The 19134-nt window shown below is 44.4% G+C and carries 16 protein-coding genes; 3 read left to right on the top strand and 13 right to left on the bottom strand.

Going from position 1 to position 19134, the window contains the following annotated elements:
- Window positions 1–57 precede the first annotated feature (57 nt).
- The 10 genes from ACFVSW_RS09560 to ACFVSW_RS09605 form a co-directional block, all read right to left on the bottom strand.
- On the bottom strand, window positions 58–1263 hold the full coding sequence (locus ACFVSW_RS09560) for an MFS transporter (RefSeq protein ID WP_387315074.1): 1206 nt from the start codon (window positions 1261–1263) through the stop codon (window positions 58–60).
- A 163-nt stretch (window positions 1264–1426) separates the two neighbouring features.
- The gene (locus ACFVSW_RS09565) at window positions 1427–2557 is read right to left on the bottom strand and encodes a cell wall-binding repeat-containing protein (protein WP_387315076.1); all 1131 of its coding nucleotides are present in this window, start codon (window positions 2555–2557) and stop codon (window positions 1427–1429) included.
- Window positions 2558–2689: 132 nt separating this feature from the next.
- Window positions 2690–3379 carry a hypothetical protein gene (locus ACFVSW_RS09570; RefSeq protein WP_387315078.1) on the bottom strand — a complete coding sequence of 230 codons (690 nt, stop codon included), beginning with the start codon at window positions 3377–3379 and terminating at the stop codon, window positions 2690–2692.
- 175 nt (window positions 3380–3554) lie between these two features.
- Window positions 3555–5411 carry an ABC transporter ATP-binding protein gene (locus tag ACFVSW_RS09575; protein WP_387315080.1) on the bottom strand — a complete coding sequence of 619 codons (1857 nt, stop codon included), beginning with the start codon at window positions 5409–5411 and terminating at the stop codon, window positions 3555–3557.
- Entirely contained in the window at window positions 5412–7142 is a 1731-nt protein-coding gene (locus tag ACFVSW_RS09580; RefSeq protein WP_387315083.1) for an ABC transporter ATP-binding protein, read from the bottom strand.
- Between the two features lie 123 nt (window positions 7143–7265).
- On the bottom strand, window positions 7266–7613 hold the full coding sequence (locus tag ACFVSW_RS09585) for an ASCH domain-containing protein (RefSeq protein WP_387315086.1): 348 nt from the start codon (window positions 7611–7613) through the stop codon (window positions 7266–7268).
- A 79-nt stretch (window positions 7614–7692) separates the two neighbouring features.
- Window positions 7693–8490 carry an ABC transporter permease subunit gene (locus ACFVSW_RS09590; protein WP_387315088.1) on the bottom strand — a complete coding sequence of 266 codons (798 nt, stop codon included), beginning with the start codon at window positions 8488–8490 and terminating at the stop codon, window positions 7693–7695.
- An 18-nt stretch (window positions 8491–8508) separates the two neighbouring features.
- Complete coding sequence (locus ACFVSW_RS09595; protein ID WP_387315090.1) at window positions 8509–9306, bottom strand: ABC transporter permease subunit; 798 nt, start codon at window positions 9304–9306, stop codon at window positions 8509–8511.
- 6 nt (window positions 9307–9312) lie between these two features.
- Window positions 9313–10197, bottom strand: a complete 885-nt coding sequence (locus ACFVSW_RS09600; RefSeq protein ID WP_387315092.1) for an ABC transporter ATP-binding protein — start codon at window positions 10195–10197, stop codon at window positions 9313–9315.
- A gap of 14 nt (window positions 10198–10211) precedes the next feature.
- On the bottom strand, window positions 10212–10835 hold the full coding sequence (locus ACFVSW_RS09605; protein WP_387315095.1) for a TetR/AcrR family transcriptional regulator: 624 nt from the start codon (window positions 10833–10835) through the stop codon (window positions 10212–10214).
- A gap of 189 nt (window positions 10836–11024) precedes the next feature.
- Between ACFVSW_RS09605 and ACFVSW_RS09610 the strand changes: the two genes are divergently transcribed.
- Window positions 11025–11717, top strand: coding sequence for a nuclease-related domain-containing protein (locus ACFVSW_RS09610; protein WP_387315098.1), 693 nt, complete (start codon window positions 11025–11027; stop codon window positions 11715–11717).
- A 653-nt stretch (window positions 11718–12370) separates the two neighbouring features.
- Entirely contained in the window at window positions 12371–13603 is a 1233-nt protein-coding gene (gene pepT / locus ACFVSW_RS09615) for a peptidase T (RefSeq protein ID WP_387315151.1), read from the top strand.
- A 355-nt stretch (window positions 13604–13958) separates the two neighbouring features.
- Here the strand turns inward: pepT and ACFVSW_RS09620 are convergent, their stop codons facing one another.
- The 3 genes from ACFVSW_RS09620 to gltC all read right to left on the bottom strand — a co-directional run bounded on the left by ACFVSW_RS09620 (window position 13959) and on the right by gltC (window position 17578).
- Window positions 13959–14906, bottom strand: a complete 948-nt coding sequence (locus ACFVSW_RS09620; protein WP_387315101.1) for a phosphotransferase family protein — start codon at window positions 14904–14906, stop codon at window positions 13959–13961.
- Between the two features lie 31 nt (window positions 14907–14937).
- Window positions 14938–16566, bottom strand: a complete 1629-nt coding sequence (locus ACFVSW_RS09625) for a glutamate synthase-related protein (RefSeq protein WP_387315103.1) — start codon at window positions 16564–16566, stop codon at window positions 14938–14940.
- Window positions 16567–16672: 106 nt separating this feature from the next.
- Window positions 16673–17578, bottom strand: coding sequence for a glutamate biosynthesis transcriptional regulator GltC (gene gltC, locus ACFVSW_RS09630; RefSeq protein WP_387315105.1), 906 nt, complete (start codon window positions 17576–17578; stop codon window positions 16673–16675).
- 159 nt (window positions 17579–17737) lie between these two features.
- Here gltC and gdhA point away from each other — a divergent pair, with 159 nt between their 5' ends.
- Window positions 17738–19120 carry an NADP-specific glutamate dehydrogenase gene (gene gdhA / locus ACFVSW_RS09635; RefSeq protein WP_387315108.1) on the top strand — a complete coding sequence of 461 codons (1383 nt, stop codon included), beginning with the start codon at window positions 17738–17740 and terminating at the stop codon, window positions 19118–19120.
- Window positions 19121–19134 lie beyond the last annotated feature (14 nt).

Here is a 19134-nt window from a genome sequence, read left to right on the forward strand (position 1 = left end):
TCTTCGCAAAAAAAAATAAAGGAGACTCCTGATTTAGGAATCTCCTGCTTCTACTGGTTAAAGTAATTGTTTGCTCTTCGTTTCCTTTCCCAAAAAGAGAACGGCACCTGCCCCAATTAGGACTGAAATACAAAAACAAGTAAAAATGATCGAAATCGAAATGTTTTGTGCAACAAAATAACCGACCAATAAAGGCCCCAACACACCGCCAATCCGTCCAAAGGAAGCGGCCATCCCTGTACCTGTACCGCGGATCACAGTTGGATATTGTTCCGGTGTATAGGCGTAAAGGCCGCCCCAGGCGCCGAGGTTAAAGAACGACAACAGAATTCCCGCCGTCATTAACATCGCCGTTGTTTCGGCAGACCCAAAAAGGTAGGCACTTACAGCCGTGCCCGTTAAGTAGACCACTAACACAAATTTCCGCCCAAACCTTTCAATGCACCAGGCGGCGGTAAAATAGCCCGGCAGCTGCGCAAGTGTCATGATTAGCACATATTCAAAACTCTTAATTAAACTAAAGCCTTTCATAACCATCACACTTGGAAGCCATAAGAACATTCCATAATAGGAGAAGACAACGCAGAACCAAACAATCCATAGCATTGCCGTCTGGCGGCTGTATTCTTTGGACCACAGCTTCTTCAAACTTTGAAGAGCCGAGATTTTCTCCCTCTCCTTGATGGCTGAAAAGCGCGGCGAATCGGGCAGACCGATACGCAAAAATAAAGCATAGAACGCCGGAAAGGCACTGATTAACAATGCTGCTTGCCAGCCAAACTTTGGTATTACAAAATAGGAAATGACAGCCGCAATCAACCAGCCTCCTGCCCAAAAGCTTTCGAGCAAAACGACAATCCGGCCGCGCTTTTCAACCGGGACACTTTCAGAAACAAGTGTCGAGGCAACCGGAAGCTCCCCGCCTAAACCGGCACCAATAAAAAATCTTAACACTAAAAAGATCGTAAACGTTGATGTAAAGGCTGAGGCACCGCTCCCAACCGAAAATAATAATAACGTAATGATAAAAACATGCTTGCGGCCAATCCGATCAGCCATTAACCCAAAAACGAGGGCCCCAACCGCCATTCCAATGGAATTAATACTGCCAATCCAGCCCATCTGGCCCGGAGTTAAATCCCATTCCAGCTTTAAAGCCGCGATAATGAAGCTGAGCATGCCCACATCCATGGCATCGAACATCCAGCCCATCCCGGCAATTCCAAGTAATTTTCGTTCTGATATTTCCTTCTTGTTGTTCATTGGATCCCCCTTATGCTGAATCTCTGTTCACATTATTCCCCAAAAACAATTTTTTAGAGACGGACAGTACATCTATCAGCCATAAAGGTATTTTAACCCTTGTCTTTACAGATGTCACTACAAAAAAAGAGAATACGAATCTCGTATTCTCTCTTTTACTTAATTATTTAATCCAAGCTCCATCTGCACCTACGCGGTATGAGCCGATTTTTGTGTTAGCTGCCATGTGGCCGTCGCTGTATAGGTAGTACCATTTTTTAGATACTTCAACCCAGCCAGTTTTCATTGCTCCAGAGCCATCAAGGTAGTACCATTTGTTCGATAACTTAACCCAGCCAGTCTTCATTGCACCAGAACCATCAAGGTAGTACCACTTGTTCGATACTTTAACCCAGCCTGTTGCCATTGCGCCGCTTGAATTTAAGAAGTACCACTTACCGCCTGTTTTAACCCAGCCTGTTTTCATTGCACCACTAGCGTCAAGGAAGTACCATTTACCTCCTACTTTCGCCCAGCCTGTTGCCATTGCGCCATTTCCATTAAGGTAATACCAAGTATTTTTATCCTTTACCCAGCCTGTTGCCATTGCACCGCTTGGATTTAAGAAATACCATTTGCTACCTGACTTAACCCAGCCAGTTTGCATAACACCATTTTTATCCATAAAGTACCATGTTCCATTATCATCAACCCAGCCAGTAGCATAATCCGTCATCGAGTTACTTTCTGGTCCAATGAAATACCATTTACCGTTTTGCTTTACCCATTGTGTTGATTTAATTGTTACAGAATACTCAGTTTCATTCCCGTTATCATCTGCAACAAAAAATGGAAGCTCTCCAACATCTGCGAGATATTTGAGATCTTTAACGGTCGGTAAATCGAAGGATTCATCATTTTTGATCAAGTCAAGAAGCTCTTCATCGTCAATTTCGCTCACACGAATTAGCCAATTTATATATTTCTCTTTATCTAAATAGGCCACTCCATTTGCAAAACGTATATCCACGTCATCTGAATAGTCTGGATCTGCTCTATGAACAGTGGAAAGAGTTGTAGCATTTGCTGATTTAAATTCAATCCGGTTTACTTCAAGTTTCCCATTTTTACCAACTAAATTAAAAGTAAAGTTGTTGCCCTTTTTTTCAGCTTCAATTGTTTTACCATCATTGGTAAACAAGGTAATGCTTTTTAAGTCAACGGTTTTAGCGGCTGCAGCATGAGAAACATTTGCTGGAAGCACGGCTAAAAGCAAAAGTAACAAAAAGCTTGATAGTGCAATAATTTTTTTCACAATAATCCTCCTTAGTGAATGTGATGACCCCTTGCAAATAGTACTAGACTACTAGTTTGCTATATGATGCAATATTACTATTTTACATAATACTACCATTTTCTACAATGTTTTATTTCAAAATTCAACAAATTATTTTACGTATGCAATCGCTTTATCCATTAATGAAGATCTTCGCTGCTTTTTTAGATTTACATAATGGTCTTTAATGGATTTAGCATCATTAGAACTGTACCCATTTTTCTCTAATTCTTTAACAAGTGCATTGTAAATATAGTCAAATGAATGATCGGTGCTAGCTTCAAGCTTTTTAGCTGCCCCGTTGTACTTCGAGTAAAAGTAAAAATAAGAAATCTCATCGCCATTGGATTTCTTCGATTGATATTCGTTGAAAGCATAGGATAAGAGGGAATTCAGCTTGTCATCTGCCTGTGCTTGTAAATCATTGAAAGCCGGCTGGTATTTTTCCAAAATCGCGCCAGCAGTCAGTTTCACAATTGTAGGTTTTTTGACCTGACCCGCATTTTTATTGGTGCTTTGACTCTGTGTGGCCCCTGTCGCTGATTCTGCCGGGTCAGCTGGGGCAGCTGTTCCAGACGCATCTGCCGTTAAATCGGAACTTTGCTCGGTTGCTTCTGCACCAGAACCATCCTCAGAAACATCATCACCAGGCAATTTGACCTTGAAATCATTTTTGACTATCTCTTCCACTTTTTCATCTGCAGTATTATATTCTTTTATATTTAAAAAATAGTAAAGAGTACCTGCTCCAGCTGCTAACAGTAAAACAACGACACTTAAGATAATTTTCCACTTTTTCACGTTCTGTCCACCTTTTACTTTTCAATAAACTCCTTCTTCACATTATCACATTTCAGCATTTTTGCGACATATTTTTTCCATTTTGTATATAATTACGACAAAATCCACCAGGGTCATTCTTCCTAGGCAAAAATACCCTGCTCCATGAAAAGAGCAGGGGTCTTTGATCAGCACATTAATCCAGCGCTTCTTCAACATTTTTAAATTGGTTAAAAAACATTTGATAATATCGGCCTTGGGCGCTCATTAGTTCGTCATGGCTTCCTTGTTCGACGATTTGCCCGCCGTCAATCACCATAATTGTATCAGCATCGCGAATCGTATTTAAGCGGTGGGCAATGATAAAGCTCGTCCGCTCTTCCATCAGCTTGAGCAAGGCCGCTTGAATATGGAGCTCGGTTCTCGTATCGATGCTGCTGGTCGCTTCATCTAAAATCAATAGCGACGGCTTTGCTAACATCACCCTGGCAATCGCCAACAGCTGGCGCTCCCCTTGGCTGAGATTGCCGCCATTTTCCGAAAGGATGGTTTCATATTGATGGGGGAGCCGTCTGATAAAACCATCGGCATTAGCCATCCTTGCCGCCGTTTCGACCTCGTCATCACCTGCACCGGGTTTCCCGTACTTAATATTCTCCTTAATCGTTCCGGAAAATAAATACGTATCCTGGAGGACAAAACCAAAGCAGCTCCTTAAGCTGTCTCTTGTATAGGTACGAATATCGCGGCCGTCTAGAAGAATTCTCCCCTCGGTGACATCGTAGAAGCGTGTCAGCAGGTTGACAATCGTCGTTTTCCCCGCCCCTGTCGGACCGACCAGAGCGGTACTGCTGCCGACAACCGCCTCAAAACTGACATTTTTTAGAATTGGCACATCCGGCCGATAACCGAAGCTTACATTCTCAAAGACAACATGGCCTTTCGGATTTTTTAGGTCCGCTGCATTAGCTGTATCCGCCGTTTCTTCCTGTTCATCGATGATTTCAAAGACACGCTCAGCCCCGGCAACACCTGACTGGAGAATGTTAAAGATGTTGGCAAGGTCATTAAGCGGCCGGACAAACTGCCTCGAGTAGGTGATGAAGCTCGCGATAGCCCCAACCGTAATCAAACTCTTAGAAGCAAGGATCCCGCCAATGACAGCGACAATCGCGAAGCCGAGATTATTAATCACGTTCATAATCGGCATCAGAAATCCCGACCAAATTTGCGCCTTAAGCCCAACCGCACGGAGCTTTGTATTGACGGCTTCAAACTCTTCGATGACCTTATCCTCATGATTAAAGGCCTTGACGACTTCAATGCCGGAAATGGTTTCCTCAATATGGCCATTTAATTTCCCAAGCTGTACTTGTTGATTTTTAAAAAAGACACTCGTTCTTTTCGCAATCGTCCGTGTCAGCAAGAAGACGAGCGGGACGGTCACTAAGCTTGCCACCGTTAACAACGGGCTTAAGAATAACATCATGATTAACGAGCCGGCAATGACAATTAGCCCTGACATCAGCTGTGTTGTTGATTGCGAGATTGTGTTGCTGACGTTATCGACATCATTCGAAAGTCTGCTCATCAGTTCCCCGTGTGTTCGCGAGTCAAAAAAGGAAACCGGCAGCTTTTGCAGCTTTTTAAACAGGGCATCGCGAAGGCGCATGACCACCCTTTGGGCGACACCGGCCATCAGCCAGCCCTGTAAAAATGTCAGACCGGCATCGGCCACATAGGCGCACGTTAGAACAACAATCATGATTTCCAGGAACGAAAAATCTACTTTGCCATTATGAAGGCCCATCGCATCCACCGCTTTCCCGATTAAGAACGGGGCGAGGAGCATGAGAACTGCATCAATCACAATAAAAAGTAAGATGAGCGTGAGCATTTTGCGCTCATTGCCGAAATAATGCCAGAGACGCTTCAATGTCCCTTTAAAGTTTTTCGGCTTAACGACGGGACCGCGGAGCCGCTGGGCACCGCCGGGCCTCAATGGGGGAGGGGTGGAAGGGCTGCTCCCGGTTTGTTCCGTTCCCTTTGACATTTACAGCACCTCCTTGCCCATCTGAGATTGATAGATTTCTTGATAAACGGTACAGGTGTTGATTAACTCTTGATGGGTTCCAAACCCAACTACTTCACCTTGGTCAAGCACAACAATTTTGTCAGCATCGATAATCGAGGTAATCCGCTGGGCAATCAGGAGACAGGTAAGGCCTGCGGCATACTTTTTCAACCCCGCCTTTATTTTTGCCTCAGTAGCTACATCTACTGCGCTTGTGCTGTCATCCAAGATTAAAATCTCCGGTTTTTTCACCAACGCTCTGGCTATTGAAATCCGCTGCTTCTGCCCTCCGGAAAAATTAACCCCGCCTTGGCCAATCCTAGTTTCATAGCCCTCCGGAGAAGCGGTGATAAAGTCATGAGCGCCGGCAATCGCCGCAGCCGCTTCGACTTCTTCTTGGGAGGCATCTTCTTTCCCCCATCGAATATTTTCCGCCACACTCCCGGTAAAAAGGATATTCTTTTGCGGCACCATCGCAATCTTCTCCCTTAAAATGCTCGGGTTAACAAGTTTTATATCTTCGCCATCTACCTTAATAATGCCGCTCGCCGTATCATAAAAGCGGGGGATGAGTCCGACGAGGGTACTTTTCCCTGAACCGGTTGAGCCGATGATGCCGACTGTCTCACCTGGCAGGATGGTAAGGGTAATATCCTTTAATACGGCTTCACCGGTGGTCCCGTCATACGCGAAGGAAACATGTTCAAAATCGATTCTGCCTTTTTCCGTGTGAGACGGCGTTGTAGTCTCGTTTTTCCAAGTGATGTCATCCTGCTGTGAAAATACTTCGTCAATTCTGCCAGCAGATGCCTTGGCCCGGACAAACATATTAAAAACCATGGAGATCATCATCAAGGAAAATAAGATTTGCGTCATATAGTTGATAAACGCAATAATATGACCGACCTGAATGTTTCCGTCGCTGACCCCTAATCCGCCAATCCAGAGGACAACGACAATGCCGAGGTTAACCGTCAGCATAATCGCCGGGCTGAAGGTAGCCATCAGGCGCCCGGCTGCGATTGATTGCTGCTTAAACTGTTCATTCACCTTGGTAAACTTGCCAATCTCGACATCAAAGCGATTAAACGCTTTCACGACGCGGACACCTGATAAATACTCTCGCATCACACCATTCACCCGGTCCAATGCCTTTTGTACCTTTGCGAAAAGCGGGAACCCTAAGCGCAAATTCACGATAATTAACAAGGCAACAATCGGCACCACAACCGCGAGCACCACGGATAAATGGAGATTGAGGCGTGACGCCATGATGAGTCCGCCAATCGCAAGCAGCGGGGCCTTCACAAAAATCCGCATCAGTCCATTGACAAACACTTGCACCTGGGTGACATCGTTTGTCAGCCGGGTAATAAGCGACGCGCGGTCAAATTTATCAAGGTTTTTAGAGGAGAGCGTTTGAATTTTCTTAAATAAATCCGCTCGTAATTCTGTTCCAAAATTTTGCGATACGATGCTGGCCATAATGCTTCTTGTCGAAGCAGCCACTGCCCCACAAGCGGTAATTACCAGCATCAGGCCGCCCATTTTCAAGACATAATGGATATCCTTATTGGCCACGCCTTCATCGATAATTTTCGCCATAATCGTCGGCTGCAGCAAGTCACTAATCGCTTCAAAGGTGAGAAATAAGACGGCAATGCTGAAAGACTTCCAATATTTCTTTATGTATTTTGATAAAAACTTCATCTTCCCACCTCAGAATTTCGGCTCTCGTAATAATCTTATTATAATTTCGTTTTCTTCATTTAACAAAAAAAAAGACTAAAAAAAATGGCCCACAAATCAATCACGGGCCATTTTTAACGATGATTATTCTTGAACGGGGCTAAATTCATGGACCCAAACGCGCATTTGCGGGAGCCACGGCATTCCTGGGTGGTAAGCTAGGATCGATTGTTTATAATCCTCGACCGTTTCGAAGCCCTCGCGGCGGGCATCAGCGTCAGTCAGCTCACCGAGGCTTTGCGAATACACTTTTTCAACGACGAACTGACGGCCTTCAAGCGTCATGATTTCGCCTGGGTCGGCATATCTGCCATTTCGGCGTGTTGCCGTTTTTTCTCCTGCCAACACCTTCTTAACATCTGCTTCCATCGTCACTAACCGCTCAATGGAACATGTTTTCGGCGGCAATGTATTGTTTTCTTGTTGTGTCATGTTGAAATCCTCCTTTTACCAATTGATTTACCTATATTAACACTATTGTCAGCGTAATAAAAGCGGCAGAGGATTTCCCTCACACATTCAAATCTCTTTTTTTAAAAAAGAAAAAGGTGGCAAACGCAAGCGCGCCGATTAAAACAGCCGAAAGGACAACAAAGCAAGGCTTGAGTCCGCCGCCAAACATGACCTGTTTCGCCTCAAAATATTTAAACGGCGTCAAGTATTTTAAACCCTTGAGGTGTTCGTTCAAATCGATGGCGACCGATATCCCATATGTCAGCAATAGGATGGCCGTTGCTTGTGATGCCGCCGTCTTAGATTTCTTTTTGACCGCAGCAAGGGCACTGCCGATGACCATAAATAAGATTTGCAAAATAAACATTCCTGCCATTAATACGGCGATTTCACCATTGACGGGCTCGCCATGGCTGTATTTCCCCATGAGAATAATGGATGAAACGAGTGTGACAAGATTAAAGATAACGATATTCACGAATGCGGCCAATAATTTTGCGGTAATGATGGTCGTTCTTGCTACCGGCTTGGTGAATAAAAACTCCGACGTTTTATCACGCTCTTCTTTCGCTATAATCGTTGCCCCGAGCATCGCTGCATGGATGGTGGCCATCAATAACAAATAGAGGAAGAGCATACCATAATACCCGCTGGCCTTCGATAAATCCAAGTCCCTCATACCCAAAACCACCTTTAGTGATTTGGGAAGATCGGCCATCATCGTATTAATAGATTGGCCTGATGATGAAAACGCCTCAAATTTAGCCATCCCTGATGCTACCATAAAGAAGATGCCGATGCTCCAAAAGATGAGCGATTTCCGGTGCGACTTCAATTCTTTTAAAAATATATTCACGGTTGATCCACCTCCAGATTAGACAGCATGAATATCCTTTTTCGCATAAACCAAATAACTCGCTGCGATGGCAAGAATGATAATGATCGCGCCAGTAACTAAGAAGGATGCCTCGAAGCCTTTATTTTTCAGGATATAGGCGGTTTCAAAATATTTAAACGGCGAAAGATAGCGTTTCGCTTCCTCACCAGATGTGCCGCTAAGCATCCCTAAAAAGTAAAAGCCGAACACGGTTGCAAGTGAGACAGTCAGTACTGATTTTATTTTTGGGACAATGACAGAAATGATGATGCCTAGTGCTAGAAAAATCAGCTGAATAAACAACAGTGTAAGTGACAGCAAGATAAAAAGTTTGAAGCTAAAGTCTTCTGTCTTCACTTGAAACACCATGATGCTCGCAGCCGCTAAATAAACGATATTGGTCATGACAATTGCAGTAAGTGCCGCCAGCAGCTTTGCCGTCAAGACTCGGGTGCGGGTAACCGGCTTTGTTAACAGAAAATCTGCTGTTTTTTCCCGGACTTCCTTGCTGACAATCGCTGTGCCCAGATTCATCGCCTGAATTGCGCCGCACAAGGTAATAAACGCGAGCGGAAAGCAGTAGAATCCTAGAATCGTAAAGAATCCGCCCAGGTTGATTCCGAGTGCATTGCGGATGGCCTCCGGATACCCTTCCAGAATTTTGGTGAACTCCGCTGCATCACGCGCAAATGAAGGATATAGCGCCATATAAAAGACGACAATCGCTGCTAATGATATCGACCAAATCATTGTCGACTTTCGATAAGCCCTTAACTCATGCAAAAAGATATTCATAGCTTACTAGACCTCCTTTTCGTAGTAATGCATAAAGATCTCCTCAAGGTCTGGCTCTTCAATCCAGAGGTTGACAATTTCTGTCGTGGCGATTTTTTTCATGACATCGTTAATATTTCCTTTAAAAATAAAACTGGCAACGTTGTTGTTAACCTCTAAATTGTTGACACCGCTGATTTGGAAGTACTTCTGGTCTAGTGGTGCTGCCGTTTCAATTTTGAACTTTTTATAGTTGTTTTCTTGTAAGGTACTAATCTTTTCAACGGTGACAATCTTGCCCTCTTTAATGATGGCAACGCGGTTACACAAGCGTTGAACTTCGCTGAGGATGTGTGACGAAAAGAGAATTGTCGCCCCTTTTTTATTCTCTTCCTCTAGGAGTTCAAAGAATTTCTGCTGCATGAGTGGGTCGAGGCCGCTCGTTGGTTCGTCAAGGATAATCAGCTTTGGCTCGTGGAGCAGCCCTTGAACAATCCCGACCTTCTTTTTATTTCCGAGCGAAAGGTCATCAATTTTTTTATTAAGGTCGAGGTCCATAATTTCCGCCAATTCTTTGATGCGCTTGCTGCAATCCTTTTTATAAAAACTAGCTGAGTATTTTAATAGGTCTTTCACTTTCATATTGTCATAGTAGAAAACTTCCGACGGCAGATAGCCAATCTCCTTTTTTATTTCCGGGGCAAATTGAATGCAGTCCTTGCCAAAAATCGTCGCACTGCCGCTTGTTGGATAAATAAGCGATAGCAGCGTTCGAATCGTCGTCGATTTCCCGGCGCCGTTCGGCCCAATGAACCCGAAAATTTCCCCTTCTTCAACATGAAAGCTGATGTCGGTAATTCCTCTCGCTTTGCCGTACGTTTTTGTCAGGTTATTAATTTCAATTACATTCATCGCCTGAGACCCCCTTATTTATAAAAACATGTCGTTAAGACCTCGAAGTACTCTTCTGCTATGATTTGGAGTTGTTGAAAGTCGATTTCGTGTGTTGGTGACAGCTTTGCTTTGTTAAGCTCCTCTTCACTCAATTTTTCAAAGGTCCAAGTAATAATCTTGAGGATTTTTTTGACATCGACATCATCACGGAATTTCTTCAAATCGATGCCTTCATAAACTTTTCCAAAGTTAATATCCGTCAGTTCCTTTATCCTATTTCCTAATTCGATTTTAATTACAGTTGATTCCTCAAAATAAGCCTCTTCGATAAACTTAAAGATGTCCGGGTACTGGCTGAGCAAATCCATTTTGATCAATACTGCATGCCGAATCCTCTTAAAGAAATCTGCTTCGGAAAAATTGATTTTTTTGTAAAATTCATCGGCAAGCAATTCGTAACAATAGTCAAATAAAAATAAGTAAAGCTGCTTTTTGTTTTGGAAATAATGAAACAGCAATCCCTTTGATATTCCCGCTTCCTTTACAATTTCATTTGTCGAGGCAGTATCATATCCTTTCAGGGCAAATTCCTTTATGGCAGCATTAATGATTCGGTCTTGTTTTTCTTTATCTAGGTTGAGAAATTTTGAAAACATGGTCGTGTGTCCTCCTTTTATAGCGTTGACCACACTAGTCAATACGGTCATTATATTCCGGTTGACCCCTCCGGTCAATAGGAGACGGGCTATAATTTTTACAAAAATATGAATTGTTTGCAATGGTTATAGTATGGCTTTTGGGAATGTGCTACGATGCCAGTGGACGTTATTTTTTGGAGGTGAAAGATGATTACTGCAGTTAAAGACAGAGATCCATCGTTGAAGTTAGAAGGATTAATTGCAGCGCAAAACCGCTTGCCGGCCGGTCACCCAATCTTGCCAGTCTTAGCCGCTAAACAAGCATCCTTAGAAGCGGGTATTGGCGGCGAGGAAAGGGTCGCAGAGATCTTCCGGAAGCATCCATTTCCATTCGACAACCACATTTTTCACGACATATCCCCTTCAGCAGATGAAAAGTTTCAAATGGACTCCTATGTGATGACCCCTTGGTATGGTAACGTTTTGGAGGTTAAAAATATTGGTGGTGTCCTCGATTTCAAGGACAACCCCCCGCAGTTAATCCGCACCCGCGACGACGGACACAGAGATGGCTTTCAAAGCCCTGTTGTCCAATTAGAACGAAACCGCGAATGTTTGACCGATTGGCTTCGGAGCCGGAACATCCATCTCCCAATCTATGGTGCAGTCGTACTCGCTTATCCGAAACAAATTGTCGGCGTTCCACCTGAAAAAACCAAGCTTTTATATCCTTACTTAATCCCCTCTTTTATTAAAAACATCCCTAGGAACACGAAAAAGTTGGATATTGAAACTTTCAATTGGCTATCGGCGGAACTTCTAAATAGTCACCAGCGTTTTATTCCGGACCCAATATGTGAGACCTATAGCGTAAAGTTTGGGGACTTTCAAACAGGGTAAGGTGCGAGACGTGCGGCAGATTCGGGATGATTAAACTGCCAAGGACATGGATGTGTCCTTTTTGCAAGGCGACGGATTTTCTCGCACATCAGAGGACATTATTGGAGTGGTTTTTGATTTATAAGAGGGATATCACGAACCGGGAGTGTCGGGAGTTTTTGGGTGTAGATATCCACACAGCTACACGAATTTTACTAAGTATGAATTTACAAAGCGAGGGGACATTTCGTAACCGATCATATTCGATGTTCAAGTAAGTTTGTTGATTTGTTAGCTTTTCGACAAGTATATTGCACCTATCGGGGATGGAATTCGTGCTTCGAGAGTAAACTTCGCGTATCCGAGAGTATTCTTCTCTTTTGTGAGAGTAATTTACGTGTATCCGAGAGTAATTTCTTTAATCGAGAGTAAACTCCACTTAACCGAGAGTATTCTTCTCTTATGCGAGAGTAATTTCTTTAATCGAGAGTAAACTTCACTTATCCGAGAGTATTCTTCTCTTATGTGAGAGTAATTTACTCTTATCCGAGAGTAAATTCCATTTATCCGAGAGTAAACTCTCCCATGCACTGTATGTCTCTAAAAACGTGTAACCGCTCTCGCAAAATGATATTATATATATGAAAAAAACTTCAAAAAGGGTGTGCGTAAAATTGAAAAATGAATTGATTGAAAGGTTTACTTCCTATGTTAAAGTGGATACGCAGTCTGATGAAAACAGTGAAACCTGTCCATCCACTGAGGGGCAGTGGACGCTGCTTCGCATGCTGGTTGATGAATTAAAAACGATTGGCATGGCAGAAGTGACGATTGATGAGAATGGCTATGTGATGGCGACATTGCCAGCCAATACCAACAAAGACGTCGCAACCATCGGCTTCCTCGCCCATGTTGATACAGCGACCGATTTCACCGGCACGAATGTCAATCCGCAAATCGTTGAGAACTATGACGGCGGAGAAATCACACTTAACGAGGCCCTTAAGGTGGTCATGTCACCAACAGACTTCCCGAGCCTTAAAGAGTATAAAGGGCACACCTTAATCACCACCGACGGCACGACGCTGCTTGGCGCCGACAACAAGGCCGGTGTCACCGAAATTATGACCTCGATGGCTTACTTAATCAACCATCCGGAAATCAAGCACGGTAAGGTCCGCGTTGCGTTCACGCCGGATGAGGAAATTGGCAGGGGGCCACATAAGTTTGACGTTGCGGCGTTTAATGCCAACCATGCTTATACCGTCGACGGCGGCCCGCTCGGCGAGTTAGAATATGAAAGCTTCAACGCAGCGGGAGCAAAAATCACGGTCAAAGGAACCAATATCCACCCAGGTTCTGCTAAAGACAAGATGGTTAACTCGATGAAAATCGCGATGGACTTACATAGTAAGCTGCCAGCACAAGAAGCACCAGAACACACCGATGGCTACGAAGGATTCTACCATTTGCTCTCCTTCAATGGTGATGTAGAACAAACGAAACTCAACTATATTATCAGAGACCATGACAAGGAAACCTTCGAGGCGAGAAAGACAACAATTGAAAACATTGTCAACGAACTTAAAGGAAAATACGGCAGTGACAACATCATTCTCGAATTGAAAGATCAATATTACAACATGGGTGAAAAAATCAAACCGGTCATGGAAATTGTTGATATTGCTCAAGAGGCAATGGAGAACCTTGATATTAAACCGATTATCAAGCCAATCCGCGGCGGTACTGACGGCTCGCAGCTTTCCTACATGGGGCTGCCGACACCGAACATTTTTACCGGCGGCGAAAACTTCCACGGCAAATACGAGTTTATTTCCGTCGATAACATGATTAAAGCCACACAAACAGTGATTGAAGTCATCAAACTGACCGAACAAAAAGCTTAATTTTAAGGCTGTGTTAAAAGGGAATGTTGATTTCCGTTACAGGCGCAAGCGGTTCGCGGGGCGGGCGGTGAGCCTCCTCGGCGCTAAAGCGCCTGCGGGGTCTCACCTGTCCCGCTGCTCCCGCAGGAGTCTCGCGCCTTCCACTCCAATCAACATTGTGCTTAAAATCAACAATGTGCTTTAACACAGCCTAATTTTTAAAAAAAGAAAGCTAACCCGGAACCACTTTCGGGTTAGCTTTTTCCACGCCACTATACAATTGAAATGCACTATCCACTAATTTGGAGCGCATTAGCGCACTTTTCACCAATCGAAGCGCAACAACTAACACCCGACAATTGAAGCATGCTATCCGTCAACCGATTGAATAAAAAGCTGCTATACACTGTTGAAGACAAGAAACGGTCTCTTCCAGCTGGGCATTTAGCTGCTTCACAGGCCATTTTCCAGCGTCCGCTTCCAGGTCCTTGTGAATAAGCAAGATCATCCAAATCGAGAATACAGCTGAAAACAAATAATACTCGTGCAAAAACGCTTCGCCATCAATCTCCAGCTCCACGTGTTCAAGATAGGTTCGCAAAGCGCGCTCCCGAAACTGGCTCGTCATTTTTTTAGCAAAAAGGGGATGGGACATGTCGAGCGCATGGTACAAATCCCAGTAGGGGGTGTTTAGGTGCAGATGCTCCCAATCTAACACCATCAACCCATTAGCAGCGACCGCAAAATTCCCCGAATGCAAATCTCCATGCGACAAAACCAACTTCTTTGAAAATACCAATCTATCCATCAGAGAGAAAATCGGGCGAACGTGCCGCTCCTCCATTTGCAATGCCGGCAGCAGCTGGAAAAATTTATCCTCCTGCCTGCTAATGTCAGCAATAATTTCCTCAATCTGCGGCTTCAGGCCCGAATTCGGGACATCCGCAAATTGGTCTGTTGGCAGGGAATGCCACCAGGCCGCCCATTTGACCACACCTAAAACAGTTTCCTCATTAAAATCGTGTGAAAGCTGACCAAGGTCCTCAAGAATCATCCAATTTAAATCCGGAGAATCACTTATCTGATAGGAAATGATTTTCGGAAAAATGGCCGGAAATGAGGGGAGAACATGCTCATGGACCCACACCTCGCGGCCCAATTGACCGTTATTTGTTAATGGTTTAAATATATAGCTTGCCGACGGGGACAAATAGAATCTTTCGACAAATCTTCCATTCATCCCCTGATAGAGGTGTTCTTTCTTCGAGATTAACCCCTCATTTAACATCCCGTTGGCCAGAACAATATTACTAGGCAGCACCATAGACCACCCACCTATTCATATTCGTATAAAATTACCCAACATCTAAATTATCAGCTTCGGCAAAAAGCTCCCTTTTCGGAAATTCCTCCAAGGTGCCGGGCAGGGGAAACAGGTCGGACAATCTTTTCACTTGACCATCCTCCGTTTTAAAAACAATATGGTCACGCGAAAATTTCCGCGGTGTATCGATGCCGCATGCAGCACCGAGGGCGTAAAGCCCTTGGCGGACATTGATAATATAATTCATCACACGCCATTGCTTTTCCTCTGGCACAAGTGCTTCTTGATATTTCGGGTCGGTCGTCGTGACACCGGCCGGGCATTTACCTGTGTGGCACTGCATCGCCATAATGCAGCCATTGGCAATCATAAAGCCGCGCGCAGAGTTGACTGCATCGGCCCCAATCCCTAGGGCAATCGCAATTTTATCAGCAGAAATTAGTTTCCCTGAAGCAAAAATTTTCAACTTATCACGCACGCCGAACTGCCATGCCTTGTCAACAACAGCCACTAAAGCTGGAAAAAGCGGAAGTCCCATACTGTCGGCCATCGATTTGTACGTAGCACCCGTGCCGCCTTCACCGCCGTCAACAGTGATAAAATCAGGATAGATTTGCAGTTGATTCATCGCTTCGAAAAATTCATCGAGGTTCGAATGGTAGCCAACGACGATTTTGATGCCGACTGGTTTACCGCCTTCTGCTTGTAATGTTTGGATAAACTGCAATGTTTCATAGGAATTATGCAAAAAAGGAAAACGGTTCGGCGAATTAATCGTTTGCCCAACAGGAACTTTACGAATACTGGCCACTTTTGGGGTGACCTTTGAGCCTTCGAGATGACCGCCGCGAATTTTTGCCCCCTGGCCAAATTTAAGTTCGAATGCTTTTACATTCGGTTCGAACGCCTTCAACTTAAATTCTGCCAGCGAAAAATTCCCATCAAGATCACGATAGCCAAATAATCCCGGGCCAATTTGGGCGACAACATCGGCACCGCTTTCTAAGTGTTCCGGCGCAATGCCGCCTTCACCCGTATTAATCCATGAACCTCCCGCCATACTGCTGCCGCGGCCCGTCGAAAGGATATAGTGCTCCCCAACGGCTCCATATGATGTTGCCGAGGCGCCAAAGGGTCCAGATAGACGCCACGGAAATTCCCGTTCCGGACCAACAATAATAACGTCTTCTTCAGGAAAAAGCCAGCGGGTTACCTCATCCTTTTCAATGTGCTCTCTTCGGGTAAACAATCCTTCATGGTCAATTTTGTATTTCATCGCATGAATTTTTTCTTGATTATCAACCTTCAACTCTTCATTTAACAGCGGGAATAAACCATTGGCGATATAATAGCCTGGTTTTTCAAAGTCACGTTTGGAGCCAAAGCTTAACAGGTCGCTGCGATATTTGGCCGAAAAGACAATCCCCAAGAAGTCCGCTCGCGAAAAGGGACCGCTGCCATTATCGCTATCGAACCAATATTGACGAAGCTCGGGGCCCATTTTTTCCAACAGGTAACGCATCCAGCCCAAATACGGATGGGCGCGGATAATCGAATGCTGCGGTTTTTTCGCGACAAAATGAAGCCAGATAAACAAACAAAGCGGACCGACGATAAATACAACCAATAAAATGAGCAAAACCGTCAATAACAAATTCATTTCCCCCTCGGGTGTCAGGCACCATCCCACTTTAATAACATATGTACATTAGTAATGTGTTTAATCCTAATTTTACCACAATGAATTACTTTTTGACTTGGAATAATTAATTTTGAAACCTGTCTAAAATACTGAAAAACTCACCTAGAAACTCATAAAACAGCTTTTCTGTCGGGAGCAGTTCGCGTTCACTGGGAATGATCACCCCGACGGTCCGGCTAACGTTAGGTTCCGTAATCGGGATCTTGACCGTTGAACGCGGCAGGCTGTCAATTAAGGTGATTTCAGGAATCAGCGTCACTCCAAGCCCGGCTGAGACCAAGCCTTTAATCGCATCAATATCCTGCCCCTCAAATGATACCTTTGGCTGGAACCCAAGCTGACTGCAGGCATTAACAATAATATCCCTCAAGACAAAACCGTTTGGAAAAAGGACAAAGGAATCATCGCGCAATTCACTTAATGTTATGATTCGATTTCCTGCAAGCGGGTGGGTATGCGGCATGAGCGCAACAATATTTTCAGTAAATAACGTTCTTCCTTTAATTTTCTTTTCCTTTTTCGGCACAGGACCAAGCAGCGCAAGATTAATATCCCCTTTGATGACACCATCAATTAAATTAGGGTAGGACCCTTGATTCAGTTGAAACTTAACATCGGGATAGCGCTCGCGAAATGCGGAAATCGCTGTTGGTAAGGTGTAGGCCGCCAAACTGCTTGGGAAGCCAATCCGAATCGTACCTTTCTCTGGATCCAAAAATTCTTCCACTTCTCGTTTGGCATTGTCAATTAGCTTCATTGCCTGCTCCATTTGCTCTAAAAATAGGGCGCCAATCGGGGTCAGCCTTACATTCCGTCCTTCACGGTAGAACAAACTTACCCCCAATTCCTCTTCCAAATTCACGATTTGTCTGCTCACAGCCGATTGGGCGACATGCAGGGCGTGAGCGGCCTCCGTCACATGCTCTCTTTTGGCCACCTCAATAAAATATTGAATCTGTCGTAACTCCATCGATTTCCACCCCTCTATTCTAATCAATCTATTATCGGCATTAATCTTATCTATTTTTCATATTGCTTAGATTATTTTTCAATTATAAAATAAAACGATAATAATATGAAGAATATTCGGATTATATAACGGCACAAAAATTTAAAAGGAGTGAATACCATGCCAACAATTGAGGATGTAAAACAATCGGGGTCACAAGCAGCAAGGGATTATGTGAATGAAGTGTTCGAAACCGTGAAAAATCGCAATGCCTTTGAAAGTGAATTTCAGCAAGCAGTGAAGGAAATCTTTAATTCCCTCGTGCCTGTTTTTGCAAAACACCCAAAATATATCGAGCAAGGAATACTCGAAAGAATCGTTGAACCGGAACGAGTCATTTCCTTCCGGGTCCCATGGGTAGATGATTGCGGCAAAGTCCAGGTAAACCGCGGATTCCGTGTTCAGTTCAACAGCGCCATCGGTCCTTATAAAGGGGGATTGCGCTTCCATCCATCCGTGAATGCCAGCATTATTAAATTTTTGGGCTTTGAACAGACTTTCAAAAACTCCTTAACCGGCCAGCCAATTGGCGGTGGTAAAGGGGGAGCTGATTTCGATCCAAAAGGGAAATCGGACGGCGAAATCATGCGCTTCTGCCAAAGCTTCATGACCGAGCTTTATCGCTATATTGGACCGGATGTTGATGTGCCGGCAGGGGATATTGGCGTCGGGGCAAGAGAAATCGGCTATATGTTTGGCCAATACAAGAAAATCCGCGGCAGCTTTGAAGCAGGGGTGCTGACAGGAAAAGGACTCGGCTACGGCGGCAGCCTAGGACGAACAGAAGCTACAGGCTATGGCACCGTTTATTTTGTCCATGAAATGTTAAAGGACAAAGGGTTAAGCTTTGCTGGCAGCACGGTCGTTGTTTCCGGCTCCGGCAATGTTTCCATTTATGCAATGGAAAAAGCAGCGCAGTTCGGCGCCAAGGTCGTTGCCTGCAGCGATTCTAATGGCTATGTTTATGACGAAACTGGGATTGATTTAGAGACGGTCAAACAATTAAAAGAAGTGGATCGCAAACGAATCAGCGAATATGTGAAGTTCCACCCGCATGCACAGTACTTTGAAGGATGCTCCGGAATCTGGTCCATCCCGTGTGACATTGCCCTACCATGTGCGACCCAGAATGAAATTGATGAAACTTCGGCCAAAATCCTTGTATCTAACGGCGTCAAAGCAATCGGCGAAGGTGCAAACATGCCGTCAACGCTTGACGCGATTGATGTATTCCTTAATGGTGAAGTGCTGTTCGGTCCCGGAAAAGCAGCCAATGCCGGCGGTGTCGCCGTTTCAGCCTTAGAGATGGCACAAAACAGCGCAAAATTGTCGTGGTCATTTGAGAAGGTTGATGCCAAGCTCCACCATATCATGATTAACATTTATAAAAACAGCGTAAAAGCCGCTGAAGAATACGGCTTCCCAGGTAATCTCGTTGTCGGCGCCAATATTGCCGGATTCACAAAAGTTGCCGATACGATGATCGCACAGGGCATCATTTAAAAATCTCCTACTAA

It is taken from the genome of Neobacillus sp. NPDC058068 (genome assembly GCF_042885335.1).
Classification (GTDB): domain Bacteria; phylum Bacillota; class Bacilli; order Bacillales; family Cytobacillaceae; genus Neobacillus.

Coding starts and splice junctions, on each gene's coding strand:
- ACFVSW_RS09610 (WP_387315098.1), top strand. CDS start 11,025: ATGATTACTGCAGTTAAAGACAGAGATCCATCGTTGAAGTTAGAAGGA.
- ACFVSW_RS09620 (WP_387315101.1), bottom strand. CDS start 14,906: ATGGTGCTGCCTAGTAATATTGTTCTGGCCAACGGGATGTTAAATGAG.
- ACFVSW_RS09595 (WP_387315090.1), bottom strand. CDS start 9,306: ATGAATATCTTTTTGCATGAGTTAAGGGCTTATCGAAAGTCGACAATG.
- ACFVSW_RS09575 (WP_387315080.1), bottom strand. CDS start 5,411: ATGTCAAAGGGAACGGAACAAACCGGGAGCAGCCCTTCCACCCCTCCC.
- ACFVSW_RS09625 (WP_387315103.1), bottom strand. CDS start 16,566: ATGAATTTGTTATTGACGGTTTTGCTCATTTTATTGGTTGTATTTATC.
- ACFVSW_RS09585 (WP_387315086.1), bottom strand. CDS start 7,613: ATGACACAACAAGAAAACAATACATTGCCGCCGAAAACATGTTCCATT.
- ACFVSW_RS09580 (WP_387315083.1), bottom strand. CDS start 7,142: ATGAAGTTTTTATCAAAATACATAAAGAAATATTGGAAGTCTTTCAGC.
- gltC (WP_387315105.1), bottom strand. CDS start 17,578: ATGGAGTTACGACAGATTCAATATTTTATTGAGGTGGCCAAAAGAGAG.
- ACFVSW_RS09560 (WP_387315074.1), bottom strand. CDS start 1,263: ATGAACAACAAGAAGGAAATATCAGAACGAAAATTACTTGGAATTGCC.
- ACFVSW_RS09600 (WP_387315092.1), bottom strand. CDS start 10,197: ATGAATGTAATTGAAATTAATAACCTGACAAAAACGTACGGCAAAGCG.
- ACFVSW_RS09605 (WP_387315095.1), bottom strand. CDS start 10,835: ATGTTTTCAAAATTTCTCAACCTAGATAAAGAAAAACAAGACCGAATC.
- gdhA (WP_387315108.1), top strand. CDS start 17,738: ATGCCAACAATTGAGGATGTAAAACAATCGGGGTCACAAGCAGCAAGG.